15 protein-coding genes are annotated in these 13,376 nt (G+C 51.1%); 1 reads left to right on the top strand and 14 read right to left on the bottom strand.

Annotation, left to right across the window (positions count from 1 at the left end):
• Nucleotide 1 precedes the first annotated feature (1 nt).
• The 7 genes from AZF00_RS17490 to AZF00_RS17520 form a co-directional block, all read right to left on the bottom strand.
• On the bottom strand, nucleotides 2–1,228 hold the full coding sequence (locus AZF00_RS17490; protein WP_062384433.1) for a heme biosynthesis HemY N-terminal domain-containing protein: 1,227 nt from the start codon (nucleotides 1,226–1,228) through the stop codon (nucleotides 2–4).
• Entirely contained in the window at nucleotides 1,225–2,397 is a 1,173-nt protein-coding gene (locus tag AZF00_RS17495; RefSeq protein WP_062384436.1) for a uroporphyrinogen-III C-methyltransferase, read from the bottom strand. Before AZF00_RS17495 ends, AZF00_RS17490 begins: the two co-directional genes overlap by 4 nt.
• A 50-nt stretch (nucleotides 2,398–2,447) precedes the next feature.
• Nucleotides 2,448–3,239, bottom strand: a complete 792-nt coding sequence (locus tag AZF00_RS17500) for a uroporphyrinogen-III synthase (protein ID WP_062384439.1) — start codon at nucleotides 3,237–3,239, stop codon at nucleotides 2,448–2,450.
• Nucleotides 3,217–4,167 carry a hydroxymethylbilane synthase gene (gene hemC, locus AZF00_RS17505; protein ID WP_062384442.1) on the bottom strand — a complete coding sequence of 317 codons (951 nt, stop codon included), beginning with the start codon at nucleotides 4,165–4,167 and terminating at the stop codon, nucleotides 3,217–3,219. Before hemC ends, AZF00_RS17500 begins: the two co-directional genes overlap by 23 nt.
• A 103-nt stretch (nucleotides 4,168–4,270) precedes the next feature.
• Entirely contained in the window at nucleotides 4,271–5,017 is a 747-nt protein-coding gene (locus AZF00_RS17510) for a LytR/AlgR family response regulator transcription factor (protein ID WP_062384444.1), read from the bottom strand.
• The gene (locus AZF00_RS17515; protein ID WP_008252681.1) at nucleotides 5,014–6,093 is read right to left on the bottom strand and encodes a sensor histidine kinase; all 1,080 of its coding nucleotides are present in this window, start codon (nucleotides 6,091–6,093) and stop codon (nucleotides 5,014–5,016) included. Before AZF00_RS17515 ends, AZF00_RS17510 begins: the two co-directional genes overlap by 4 nt.
• A gap of 92 nt (nucleotides 6,094–6,185) precedes the next feature.
• Nucleotides 6,186–7,820, bottom strand: a complete 1,635-nt coding sequence (locus AZF00_RS17520) for a beta-helix domain-containing protein (protein ID WP_062384447.1) — start codon at nucleotides 7,818–7,820, stop codon at nucleotides 6,186–6,188.
• Nucleotides 7,821–8,016: 196 nt separating this feature from the next.
• Here AZF00_RS17520 and argH point away from each other — a divergent pair, with 196 nt between their 5' ends.
• Nucleotides 8,017–9,417, top strand: coding sequence for an argininosuccinate lyase (argH, locus tag AZF00_RS17525; RefSeq protein WP_062384448.1), 1,401 nt, complete (start codon nucleotides 8,017–8,019; stop codon nucleotides 9,415–9,417).
• A 114-nt stretch (nucleotides 9,418–9,531) separates the two neighbouring features.
• Here argH and AZF00_RS17530 read toward each other — a convergent pair whose 3' ends face one another.
• The 7 genes from AZF00_RS17530 to AZF00_RS17555 form a co-directional block, all read right to left on the bottom strand.
• Nucleotides 9,532–9,927, bottom strand: a complete 396-nt coding sequence (locus AZF00_RS17530) for a septal ring lytic transglycosylase RlpA family protein (protein ID WP_062384451.1) — start codon at nucleotides 9,925–9,927, stop codon at nucleotides 9,532–9,534.
• 169 nt (nucleotides 9,928–10,096) lie between these two features.
• A complete protein-coding gene (locus AZF00_RS17535) occupies nucleotides 10,097–10,462 on the bottom strand; it encodes an MmcQ/YjbR family DNA-binding protein (protein ID WP_062384455.1) in 366 nt (121 codons plus the stop codon).
• A 75-nt stretch (nucleotides 10,463–10,537) separates the two neighbouring features.
• Nucleotides 10,538–10,936, bottom strand: a complete 399-nt coding sequence (locus tag AZF00_RS17540; protein WP_062384459.1) for a DUF1398 family protein — start codon at nucleotides 10,934–10,936, stop codon at nucleotides 10,538–10,540.
• Nucleotides 10,937–11,065: 129 nt separating this feature from the next.
• Nucleotides 11,066–11,374 (bottom strand): hypothetical protein, encoded by a 309-nt coding sequence (locus AZF00_RS19385; protein WP_156474875.1) that lies wholly within the window; start codon nucleotides 11,372–11,374, stop codon nucleotides 11,066–11,068.
• Between the two features lie 114 nt (nucleotides 11,375–11,488).
• Nucleotides 11,489–12,520 carry a hypothetical protein gene (locus tag AZF00_RS17545; RefSeq protein WP_197465683.1) on the bottom strand — a complete coding sequence of 344 codons (1,032 nt, stop codon included), beginning with the start codon at nucleotides 12,518–12,520 and terminating at the stop codon, nucleotides 11,489–11,491.
• Between the two features lie 42 nt (nucleotides 12,521–12,562).
• Nucleotides 12,563–12,970, bottom strand: a complete 408-nt coding sequence (locus AZF00_RS17550) for a hypothetical protein (RefSeq protein WP_062384466.1) — start codon at nucleotides 12,968–12,970, stop codon at nucleotides 12,563–12,565.
• The gene (locus tag AZF00_RS17555) at nucleotides 12,949–13,365 is read right to left on the bottom strand and encodes a HEPN domain-containing protein (protein WP_062384469.1); all 417 of its coding nucleotides are present in this window, start codon (nucleotides 13,363–13,365) and stop codon (nucleotides 12,949–12,951) included. The genes AZF00_RS17550 and AZF00_RS17555 overlap by 22 nt, the downstream gene beginning before the upstream one ends.
• Nucleotides 13,366–13,376 lie beyond the last annotated feature (11 nt).

The raw sequence follows: 13,376 nt of genomic DNA on the forward strand, positions 1-13,376 counted from the left end.
TCTACTCCTTTAACTTGCTTAACGAGGGCTGCGGTAAACTCGGCAGCGACTGTCCTTGCAGCTGCAGGGCTTCTTGCGTAAAACGCTCTGCCGCAGCAGGCTCATCTAAATTAACCATGAGTCGCCCCAACTCAAAACACACTTCGCTATTAGGGCTCAGCTGGTAAGCCTGCTCAAAATACTCTCTGGCTTTACCCCACAACTCATTGCGCAGCGATAAACGCCCAAGCGTCAGTAACAAGACCGCATCATCGCCATGGTCTTTACGCCACGACTCCGCCGCACTGAGTTGGCGCGCTACATCGCTACCGGCGATCAGACCATATAGTTTCACTAAGTCACTGTGCCAGCTAAGCTTTATAGACTGGCGAAGTAATTTTTCAGCGCTGGCAGAATCTCCCGCCGCAACGAGTACGCGACAATAACTTAACAACAGACCGTTATCGCGATGCCAAGTGCGTGGCACGTGTTTCCACCACTGTTGTAATGCCGCCGCATCACCCTGCTGCGCGGTGTGTTCCAGCTGCCCCATTAAGGCTTCACGTTCTAACTCTGCCAAGCGTTCCTCGCTAATACCGCCGTGCTTGCGCAAATCCGGAATTAGAGCCAAGAGCGAGTTCCAGTCGCGCAGGCCGATATACACTTTTTTCAGCAGCGTCAGCACCGAGGGATGGCGTTCGGCGTTGCGGCGGGCCCGCGTTAAGGTCGCGAGCGCCTCTTCAAGACGACCATTTTCTACCTGCATTTCAGCCTGTGTTAAGGCCACCGCAATACTTGCCTTATTGCTGGTTTGCTCGGCCAGTCCCAAATAATGACGGCTGCCTGGCGCATCCCCTAGGGCATGACTGGCCCGAGCGGCAAGCAAGTAATTGATGAGAGGCGTTTCGGTGTCTTTGGCCGAATCGGTGAGTAATTTGCGCGCCTTGGCCCAATTGCCCTCGATGAAGGCGATCATACCCAAGGTGGTATGACTGCGTCCGCGCACCGCGCGCCGCACAGTCCAAAAGGAACCAATGCTGTCTGAGACTTTGGCGCCGCGCCGCAAACTCATAAAAATCAGTATCACCAATATCAGAAATACCGTTAACACCGCGACACCAACCCAAATGGTCATTTCGACGGTGGTTTGGCCATACGCGATCAGAATATAGCCCGAATCCTGCTGTATCGCCGCCGCCAAGCCCGCCGAGAGGGCAAGGGCCAGCAGCACCGCAATGAAAATTTTCATTTACGCGCCTCTTGCTGCCAACGGTGGCTCTTTAAATACACTTTTAAGCTACGCAGTGAACCAGAGATATCAGCCATCTCTGGGCTGACGGGCATCGCTCGCACCGTGCTAATTTGCTTTAATAAGCCGTCGCGGTGGTCGTCGAGCTGATAATACTCTTGCAACCACGCCGCAGCCTTATCCAGCGCCCGCTGGTATAGAACCGGTCGGTTCGCCAGCAGCGCCAACTGCGCTTGCTCAAACATTAAGCGCAAACTCGCCCGCAACGCCGCTTCTTGCTCGGGAGCCAACTGGGCTTTAAAGTTTTGGTCGTGGTGACGAATGCGGATATAGCTGCGCAACTTGGCCCAAGCATTGTCTAAGCCACTCTGAAGCCGCTGCTGCCACTCTTCAGATGTCTCTTCTACTTCTTCGGCGCTGTAACTTGGCGCCTGATATAACTTCAGTTTCCCAGCTTCAGTGGCTAGGCCCTGCAGGGTCAAATACACCCCCTCAATGTCGACGTCTGCACTGTTTTGCAAGGCGCTAATTTCTTTGGCTAGCTCAGCGCGCACTGGGTGTAAGGCGGCGTCGTCAAGCTCCCGCAATATGGAGTCGGCATTACTAAGTAATTGCGCCGCCGCCCGAGGGTCGTGACTCAATTGCGCACGCTGATTCGCTAGGCGGAGTAAATACTCGACTTCGGCAAGCAACCAATCTTGGCGGTCGACGGTGGTCAGCGACTGCATTTTGGTTTCCAGCTCCTGACTGCGGCGGCTGAGCGCGTTCAATTGGCTGCTATTGTCTAGCCGTAATTGTGCCAAGGCTTCGCGCTGTGCGGCGAAGCTTGCCACTAGCTCAGTCTGAGAGGCGCTTAAGGTTTGCAGCTCGGCTTTTAAGTCGCTGGTTGCCGAGGCCTCGGTTTTCGCCAGCAGATATTCCTGCTGGTATTGCCACGCCGTCAGCGCCAAGGCCAGTATCGCAATCAGTAAGGCGAGCAAGGCAATAACCACACCAGAGCGTTTGGGTTTAGCTGCTTTATCTTTTGGCGAGTTTGATTTAGAGGGTGCTGGCGGCGGGGCCGATTTGGCATCTTGGCTCTTGCTCACCGAAGGTTCAGGTGGCACTGGCACCGCTGAGGCCGATTCGGAATTTACGTCTTTTTTATCTTCCGGTTTGTCACCGCTCATTATTTTCTCTCTGCTCAAATTCACTGATTAATAGCATGCTCACGGTCAATTTATTTGTTCACAAAGCCCCTTAAAGCGGCCAAGGTTGCTGCTGTACCGGCATTTTCGGCTTGTATTACTTGGGTAAAACCCAACGCTACAGCCAAACTCGCTACCCGTTCGCCGGGCACTAACACCCTGTAGCTCAATGCCGCGTCTTGCAACAAGGAATGAAAATAGTGCAAGGTTTCGCCACTGTTTACGCAAACAATATTAATGTCCTGCCTGCGCAGTAACGTATGGAATTGCTCGCGATCTAGCTCCGGACTAAGGCGCTGATAACATTCAGCATAGTCTACCTGGGCGCCTCGTGCCGCAAGCTGCTCTGCCAAATACTCACGGCCACCAAGGCCTCTGACTATAAGTACTTTCTGGCCTTGTAGACGCTGTAAGACTGGCGTAGCCAACAAGCTTTCACTGTTCATCGCAACGTTATCAACTGTGTCAACGTCGATCTGCCGCGCAGCTAAGGCCGCCGCAGTAGCTGCACCTATGGCGTGAACCTTCACGCCAACGGGCCACTGGGGCCAAAACTGCTCGATTGCCTCTATTCCGTAGCTCACCGCGTTCACGCTGATAAAGATTAGATGTTGATAGCAATCTAAGTTCATAAACAGCTGTCGGCTGCGCTGCAACTCTGCCTCGTGGCGCGGCGCGGTGAGCGGCGCAATATTAAGCAAGGGCTGGGTTAAGACCTTGGCTCCAGCCGCCGTTAGCGCAGCGACCAATTCAGCGCTGCGCTCTACCGGACGCGTTACTAAAACCCGCAAACTGGCAAGATCAGGCTGGCTTGCTGTTGCCATACACCGCCTGCAAAATAGCGCCCGCGCCTTGAGCCAGCAAGTCTTCAGCAACGGCCACGCCGAGCGCTTCAGCTTGGCTCCGGGGTCCCCGCGCCTCTGCGGTAAGAATTTTTCCGCCGCTGGGCTCACCCACCAAGGCCCGCAACCAAAGTTGATCGGGGTTGCCTGGATCGGCGATGGCATAGCCCGCAATCGGCACTTGGCAGCCACCTTCTAGGCGCCGATTCATGGCTCTTTCTGCCATAACTTGCGTTGCACTAACACTGTTGTGCAAGGGCTTTAATAGCGCGTTCACGCGATCGTCATCAATACGGGTTTCGACACCCACTGCGCCCTGGCCGCAGGCTGGCAAGCTGGTTTCCACCGACATATACGAGGCAATTCGGGCCTCTAATTTCAGCCTAATTAAACCGGCCGACGCCAAAACAATGGCATCGAACTCGCCTTCATCAAGCTTGCGCAAACGCGTTTGCACATTACCGCGCAAACTAGAAATCTGTAAATCTGGGCGCTGAGCTCGCAGTTGGCACTCCCGGCGCAAACTCGACGTCCCCACTCGGGCACCCTGGGGCAAAGCTTCAACCGCGCTAAAATGGTTGCTGACAAAGGCATCCCGTGGGTCTTCGCGCTCGCAAATAATGGCCAGACCCAAACCTGCGGGGAACTCCATTGGCACATCTTTCATAGAATGCACGGCAATGTCGGCGCGACCTTCGAGCAAAGCTTGCTCAAGCTCCTTCACAAACAGCGCTTTACCACCAATTTTTGATAGCGGCGAATCCAGCAATTGGTCGCCACGGGTGGTCATTCCCAATAATTCAACCTGTAAACCGGGATGGGCGGCCTGTAGTTCAGCTTTAATGAATTCCGCCTGCCATAAGGCCAGCAAACTCTCGCGGGTGGCGATGCGGATAATATTATCGGACATAAGTCATTCCGTAAGACAAAGTAGACCACCATGATACGCCAGCGACGGCGCTGACAAAACCATTAAGGCCGCCAGACCCGGCGGCGACGGCAATAATAGAAACCTAGGATTTTTTATTTAGGCGCGCTCGCAGCGCAGGCAAATGGCGACGGCTAATCTGCGGGCCTTCCGCCATGCCCTGTAAGCGCACTCGATAGGCGGCAACGCCGACCCGCTCAATACCCTGTAAATACGTCAGCGAGACCAAGGCATTGCGGTGTACGCGCACAAACTGCTCACTAAATTCGTCTTCGAGTTCCTTGAGGCTTTCATCTAACAACAACTCGCCCTCAGGGTGAACCGCACTGACGTATTTATTGTCCGCATAAAAATAGCGCACGGCAGACACGGGCAACAGGCTCATACCTTGGGCGCTATTAACACAAAGTTGCTGACGCGGGCCGCGATCATGATCCTCAGCAGTCATTGTTGCCAAAGCCGACAGCTGCGCTTGATTTAAGCGTGACAAGCGAGAAAACACGGCGGCGAGCTTGTCGCGCTGTATTGGTTTAAGTAAATAACCCAAGGCATGTGTTTCAAAGGCCGCCACCGCGTACTCGTCGTAGGCGGTACAAAACACCACAGCGGGGGCGGGCTCATATTTACCGAGCCTCTTGGCTAACTCAATACCGCTCATGCCCGGCATCGAGATATCGAGCAACAGCACATCTGGACTACAGCGCTCAAATTCACTGAGTGCTTGCTCGGCATTTGCGGCTTCACCAACCACCACAATATCGTCTAATTCAGCCAATAAGCGGGCGGCACGCTGGCGTGCCAAGGGCTCGTCATCAACCAGCAGAACTCTCACCGCGCCATCGCCCTGCGCTCATAAGCTAAAGGAAATGACGCGTGGGCCCGATATTGACCGCCGTCTCGACTGGCGCCAAATTTTGCGCGGTCGCCAAACAGGGTTTGCAAGCGCAGTCGTATATTTTCATTCGCCATGCCATTGCCCACTGGCGCATCCGCATTGGTGGGCAATGGATTGCTAATATCAATTTCCACCATTTCGCCTTTTAAACTAGCGCGCACCACTACCGTGCCACCGGCAGGTAACTGCTGCACGCCATGCAAAATGGCGTTCTCTAACAACGGTTGTAAAAGCAGTGAGGGTACCAGTACTTTGTCGCCAAGCTCCGCTTGCTGCCAATCTACTTTTAGCCGGTCACCCAATCTTGCATTTTCAATGCGCAAATAGCGCTCACACAAATCGCGCTCTTCTACCCAGGGCACCATACTCATGCCGCCCTGTAGATTCGCCCTAAACAATGCCGCTAAATCTTCGACCGCCTGCTCGGCCTTCACCGGCTCAGTACTAATCAGGCTACTAATGCTATTAAGAGTATTGAACAGAAAATGCGGGCGAATCCGCGAGTGCAGGGCGTCGAGTCGGGCATGTAAAATACTTTGTTCACGCAATCGAAATTGCAGGCTGAGGTAGGCGTAACGCATACCCACGCCAAGCAATAGGCTCGCCACCGCCAGGGTGTCGGCAATCTGCCAAAAATTGATATTCCAAGCTTCGCCTTGCATCACGCCACTGGCCAACCACTGCGCGACCACCGTCACAATTACCACCCAGCAAAGACCAATAACAAAACTGATGCCCGCCGTATATGCCGTGCTGGTGCGCTGAAACAGCGGCTTGCACCAGGTCAAAATCGTCGCCGCACCCAGCAAACACCAAATAATATACATGCCAGACATGCCCAGCAGATACCAGTCAAAATGCTGCAAACCCGATTTGAGAATGGTCAAAGAAAGAGACAATAGCACCGCTAACAATACAATCAGCAATAGCGCTTGGGGGCTAAGAAGGTCGCCAATAAAAGAAATTCGGCTAATTCGGTAATCCAGTGGTTTATCCGCTTCGCGTCGTTGCACAGTGCCTGCCTATGTCAAAAATTAAGCTTAGTAAGCTCTGAGCATAGCAGGCAAAACGCGGAGCGCATATTCAAAAAAGAGTGCGTATACAATCAGTTAATTGGGTAGTCAGTCCAACCATCGGTCCACATCACATTCACCCCTGGTCGAAATGCGCCGCGATAGTTTGCCGCTTCGTCCCAAAATTCGCCCTGAGGAATTGCCTGTGCATGGTTTCGGGCTGGCGAGCTGGCCGCAAGACTGAAGTCGTGGTCGGTCTCGCTGCGCAAGCGTTGAACAAATTGGGGGCTATTACCCAGTTCAGCAGTCTTCGCAAAATACGCGGCCTCATCAAAGCCACCGTCGTCATCTTGATCGCCAGCCTCAGCGGCAAAATAACTGCGGCCACCTTGGCCAATATCGGCAATAAACAAACCGCCAAAGCTCAGTAGTCCCTGCTCGATGCGTGCCACCGTGCTGCGGTCTTTAATATCAATGGCCTCGCCTGAAAAGCCGTCGATCACCATATTGTAAAAATGCCCGCCCGTGCCACGGCGCAACGTCATGGCGCGCTGATGACGCTCACTGCTCTTCATACTCTGCAAGGTGACATTGTAAAACGTGGGCTGCGACACCGGCCCAGCCTCGTGATTAATTTCATCGTTATCTGCCTCAAAGGCGTTATCGCCCACGCTGGGGTATTGCTGAACTTGCAAAAACTGCACGCGGCCCGTCCAGCCCATATCCCAGTCTAGGGAGTCATCGGCGGCGCCGGTAATCAAAATATGGCGAAGGTCTACGTTGCCACCAAAGATCTCGATGCCGTCGTCTAAGGCGCGGTGCACCTGCACATTGCGGACAATGGTCTTGCTGCCGCAACCGCCCAAGGTCAAACCATTTAATTCGTTATTGGCGTAAACCTCGTAACCGGCAAACTCAATACGGGCATATTCCAGCACCCCGCAATTGTCACTGGCGTCGACGCCGCCAAACATGCCCCGCGTGTCGCCAGCATCGAGACCTTCAATTTGCGCGTCAGCGGTATTGACCGGCGCATTACCCAACATCACCAGACCGCCCCAGTCGCCAGCGCGGCGTTTACCTGCCGCTACCGCACTCGTGAAGACAATTGGCTTAGCTGCTGTGCCGCGCGCAAGAATAGAGGCGTCGCGGGTAATCAATAAGGCACTGCCCTCCCGCCCTTTTACCACTGTGCCGGCTTCAATCACCAGCCGCGCACCGGCCTCAACATACACAATACCTTCTAGCACCCAGGTTTTATCACTCGTCCAAAGCTGCTCCCCATGCAGAGAGCCACTCACTACTTTGCTGCCGCTATACACGCTTTTTAAGTCGTCACTAAATAAAGCCGCACCGACTACGCCGCCAAGCAAAAGCACCCCTGCAATCAACAACCATTTGCGCAGGGGTTTTGCGGGCGCGCCAAGCTGCTTAAAGCCAATGGTTTCAGCAATATCTGGATTCATGGCGGCCACTCGACGATCGTGACGCCCCTGAGTTAATGCGGTATTGATGTTGATTCGGCGCAGGCCAAGACCCAGCTCACGAATTTCGGCATTGCTGCTCACCGCCGCCTGCTCAATTAACTCTTTGCGGTAAGCCGGATCGTTTAACAAGGTATTAAAATGGATATAACGCACGCCCTTATCGCCCTGCTTGTCATAGCTCAGCTTTAACTGCCAAAGCATTTCCACTAATTTGGCGCGGGGGGAACTGACGTCGTTCATTGTTCTTCCTTGCGTAATGGCTCAATTTTACGGAAAAACAGTATGGCGACGGGATATGACAATTTTATTACAAGCTCGATCGCAGGCGGTCAGACGCAAAACTGCTATAATGGCGCCTTTATAGGCGTCTGTAGATCACCTGTTCACGTCAACGGGAGCAAGCCCTACAGCCAAGCAATACAGGAACAACTGCGCAATGAGTGACAAAGATCCAAGCATCAAACCCTGGGGCGGCCGCTTTACCGAGGCAACTGACCAGTTCGTAGAGCGTTTTACGGCCTCTGTCAGCTTCGATCAGCGCCTTTACCACCACGACATCAACGGCTCGCTAGCCCACGCGGCCATGCTCGCCAAAGTCGGCGTACTCACCACCGACGAACTCAGCAAAATTCAAGAAGGCTTAGAAGAGATTCGCGCTGAAATCCTCAGTGGTCGCTTTGAGTGGTCAGTAAGCCTTGAAGACGTGCACATGAATATTGAAGCGCGGCTCACCGACAAAATCGGCATCACCGGCAAAAAGCTGCACACCGGCCGCTCGCGCAACGACCAAGTTGCCACCGATATTCGTCTGTATTTGCGCGACGAATTAGCCTTAATCGTAACCGAGCTCAGCCGCCTGCAGCAGGGTTTAATTACCCTCGCCACCCGCGAAGCGCACACCATTATGCCGGGTTTCACCCACCTGCAAACCGCCCAGCCCGTTACCTTTGGCCACCACATGCTGGCGTGGAATGAAATGCTAGAGCGCGACTACAGCCGTTTTCAAGACTGCGCAGCGCGTCTCAACCAATGCCCGCTGGGCGCCGCAGCACTGGCCGGCACCACCTACCCCATCGACCGCCACTACAGCGCCGAGTTACTGGGTTTTGACCGCCCCACCGAAAACTCGCTAGATTCAGTAAGCGACCGTGACTTTGCCATTGAATTCGCCGCCGCTGCCAGCCTGTTGATGACCCACATGTCGCGCTTCAGCGAAGAGCTGGTGCTGTGGACCTCAGCTCAGTTCAAGTTTATTGAACTGCCCGACCGCTTCTGCACCGGCTCTTCAATAATGCCCCAGAAGAAAAACCCCGACGTGCCCGAACTCATTCGCGGCAAAGTCGGCCGCGTGAACGGTCATTTGGTCAGTTTGTTAACCCTAATGAAGTCACAGCCGCTGGCCTACAACAAAGACAACCAAGAAGACAAAGAACCCTTGTTCGATATTATCGACACCGTGAAAGACTGCCTAAAAGCTTACGCCGATATGGTGCCTGCAATAACCGTCAACGGCGACGTAACCCGCGAAGCAGCCATGCGCGGCTTCTCTACCGCCACCGACCTCGCCGACTACTTGGTGCGCAAGGGCCTGCCCTTCCGCGACGCCCACGAAGTCGTTGGTAAATCAGTCGCTTACGGCATTGCTGAGAACAAAGACCTCTCAGAAATGAGCCTCGCGGAATTGCAGACCTTTAGCACCGATATTGAACACGACGTGTTTGATGTGCTGACCCTAGAAGGCTCTGTGAATGCCCGAGATCACATTGGCGGCACCGCACCTAAGCAAGTACTGGCTGCGGCTGAGCGCGCGCTAGCGCGGCTTAATTTGCGCGGCTAATATAGATAACCACCGAGATACTGACATTAAACACGTCTCTCGGTGGTTGCCTGCTCTAAACTCACCGTAATACCCTGGCACGCATCGCACTCGCCCAACAGTTACCGCCCTACATTAACGCGATGGTATCACTTCAATCTCGACCTCAATCAAACCAGAATACGTATTGCCTATCGCGTCAAAGGCCGACTTTGAAAGATCAACAATACGGCCTTTCACAAAAGGCCCACGATCATTAATTCTAACCACCACGCTTTTACTATTACTGATATTGGTGACTTTCACATTGGACCCAAAGGGCAATGTTCTATGCGCCGCGGTGTTAAGCTCGTGCTTATACGGTTCACCACTCGCTGTTTTACGACTTTGATATTTATCAGCATAAAAAGACGCCACACCAGACTCCGTAAACCCAAGCCAATGACTACTGTCGTTTTGCTGAACCGTAGTACAGCCCACCGCAAGCATGAACAAACCAATAATTGTGATACGCGTCAATAAAACGACCATGTGCTAGCTACTCAAGAATTTAATGATATCAACACAACAACTCGCGACTAGTGATGTAGACGACGGCGAGAAAACGGCCAAAGAAAGCAATTTTAAGACAATAACAATCGCTATTTGTTAGACCACCCAAAGAAATAAGGGCAAATCGGACGCAATGCAGAAACGAGGACTAATCCTGATTAAGCCCCAGCTCTCGCTGCATTTTTTTACTCAAGCCTAAAGACACAATGCGGTGAGACTCAGCTAAATAGTATTTTAATTGCTCTTCTGAGTTTTCAAACACCTCGCATTGCTGTATCCATTTCAGCCCCCGAGAGGCCAAGTACGGCGCGGGTCGGTATCCCGGTTCTTCTTTTAATATTTCATAATTATTGTCTGACGCTTTAAACGTGAAGCCCATTTGTCCCGATTTTTGCCAGCCACCAACAGCAAACACCTTTGCCCCCACTTTCCACACATGAGAACCACCCCACTGAAGGCTGTAGGTACTGGCTGGCAACCCACGACAAAAATCATTAAAGTCGTCGTAGCTCATTACTTTTTACCCGCATTTGGCTCCGCTATATTGCCACAAAGTAAAATATTCGCGTGCAGCAGTTTGTTAGGTGCTTTATGGGTTTGCACCAGGAAACCACTCAATGTGCTGATCACCTTGACGACCAATGTATATAACACGCTTACCACGTAAAAATGCAAAATAGCCTAGTACGCCAGATTGCATAGCACGCTCCGAAAACTGCCGGTAAGACTGGCTATTATTCTGACTATCTACAATAGCAGCCTTCAAACCACGTGCATCAAAGTCTGCCGAAACAGCTGGCAAACTCTCGAATGGTAATGGCACAGAAACGGCACTCCCTTCGCTACTGTAAAAAGAAGTTTTCAAAGCAATGAAATTAACGTAGTAATACTCTACGCCTTGCTCAATAAGTACTCCTACAAACTCTGGAAACGATACGTGGCCTGCATGACTAGCATGTGCGGCACTCGTAATAATATCTGCGTTCATTTAATTCTCCGTATTAAATGATGGATATCTTCCATTGGGCAAAACGCATAACGCTCGCATTTGAGGCGGCCCTATGCGAAGCAGGCATTAGGCTATCCAGCCACGAAGTGGCGGTGGTTGATGGCTTTGTTATGTTTCATTGCTACTTATTAACTTTATTGATTTAAACCCCAAAAACACACCTATAACGCCTATAGCAAGTATTGATAACTCCTTTGTATTTTTATAAATATCACCACCGCCAGTGCTTATTAGCAAGAACAGTGCATAAACTATTAAACCAAAAGACGCTGCCACTATTACTGCGGATAAGTAATCTGTTCTATGTTCATGACCACAATTAGGGCATCTTGTGGTATTGCTTACTATTCCAAATGAAACAAGGTTTTCACGATCTGTATAGTCATATTTTTCTCCACAACCTTTACAATTATCCATAATTCACTCGGAAAATATAACGCCCGGCTCACCGAGCTAATTTTTGATGGCGGCTTTTTTTGCTGCGAAGCGCAAAAAAGGTGACAGCGGAAATTTGTCCGGTGCAGCCGTTTGTTAGGCATTGGGTTCATCATTGGGAAAATCAACGCCAGAAATAAAGAGCTTGGCCGACTCTTTATCCACAGATATAAAATCCGCCTTATTGCTTAGTCCACCTAGATCCCCGTTCCGACCACCTTTGATCTGACCATGAGGAGTGTTAAAGGTAATGGCTTCTCCTATAGAGTAACCATACCTGTCAAGTTTAGAGCTATATAACCCGTCGGCTCCCCTTGGATACTGCTTGAACCTAACCGTGTTGTAGTTTGGTTGAAGCAAGCTTACAAATGCTTTTTCAGCATCAGCGACAATCTTCTTGTGATCGTAGCCAAAATCTAAATCTATTTCGCTATCTGCGCCAAATGAAGTGACAAACAAGGGTTCAGGTCGAAATAGGAAAAGAAATATTTCGTCTGTAACCCTAGCACCAGGATATCGCTGAGGTTCATTGGACAGTATCTCCTGACGAGCGTGATGGCCTTTTGCAATTAGGCGATCATAGCTATCGCCTTTTTTAGCTATGCCGACATAGAGCAAGTCATATACCATCACATCGGCATAGTTGTCCAAACCTGATATACCCTGCTCTTGCCTAGAGCGATACCAAAGGATGTTTTCTGGTGTGAATCTAGCTATTAGGATGTTTTCTCCGCTTCTCTCATAGAAAAACTCGATCGCTTCTTCTCCACACCCGACACCAAAATTATCGCCTTCGAAATCAATTACAGGCTTCAATTGCTGTATGTTAATGACTCCGCTGGTTTTGCATTCATCGCCTACAACAATGTCAAAGAGAATTTGATCATTACCTTCACTCGCGCGAACATTAACAAATTTTGATTTAGCCTTTCCTCCGATCATGTAGAAGTCGCTTTGCCGCATATACTCGGCAAAAGGCTCATCTTTAAACCAAACAGCCTCTTGATTCGAGATAGGAGGAATAATCAGCTCTAGAAATGTTAATTTTGCTCTATTTGTTCCGCTCACATTTTTCCCTGTAAAACGCTGATGATTTTGTGGATTGCCTAACGCCAGTAGCTGCGGCAAATTGCGAGCGCAGCGAGTAATTTGTCCGACAGCCTACTATTGTTATGCATTTCTCAGTGCTGACCGAATAATCAACATTTCTTTGATAAAGATTCCATTTATGGTTGTATCGGTAAAACTTGCTTGCATGAAGCCATCGGGCGGCGTACCGATAAGGAAGCCAATGGCGCCGGGGAGAGCATCATCAGTACGAACAAGCTTAACGAGCGATATAGGAAGAGACTGAAGGGAGCACTTTGAAATCGCCTCCGATACTTTTTGGTAGGCTAAGGCTTCCTGCTTTGGCAAATATTTATCAAAACCTTTTCCTGCCAAAACTAGTCGCCAATCTCCAGCGTCTTCGTAGTAATACCATACAACCAAGCCGGGATTATCTCCTGATGAGTCGAGGTCTTTAACTAACTCAATAGCGTCTTCGATAAGACCCTCTACCAATGGTTTTTCACCCATGGAAATACTCCGTGGTCTGGTTCCGCGATTGCCCCGATGAGTGATGCTGCTGCCATCGGATCCCAAATTTCGTAACGGCTTGATTCATTCCACTTTGTGACAACACCCCAATTGGCACCAAATATAGAATCATCATTTATAGCACTTTTTAGTTCCGGCAGGAGGCCAGAAGAGGCCATAAGCTGCTCTAGGCTGTGTGAATATAGGGCATTCACTAAACTTTTGTCCGGAATGGTGTTGTTTTGGAAGAGCTTTGCAGCACACGCCTTTATAGCCAGTTCAATAGAGTAACCTGCCAAATAGTAGGCTGATGATGCCTTCCCGCTTCGGAGCAGCAGTATCGAGTCTTCCAGCCTGATCTCAGCAAGCTTTTTAAGGTCATTATTTGTGAGCATAGTTCACGCTT

Origin of the sequence: Zhongshania aliphaticivorans, assembly GCF_001586255.1 — a bacterium.
Taxonomy (GTDB): domain Bacteria; phylum Pseudomonadota; class Gammaproteobacteria; order Pseudomonadales; family Spongiibacteraceae; genus Spongiibacter; species Spongiibacter aliphaticivorans.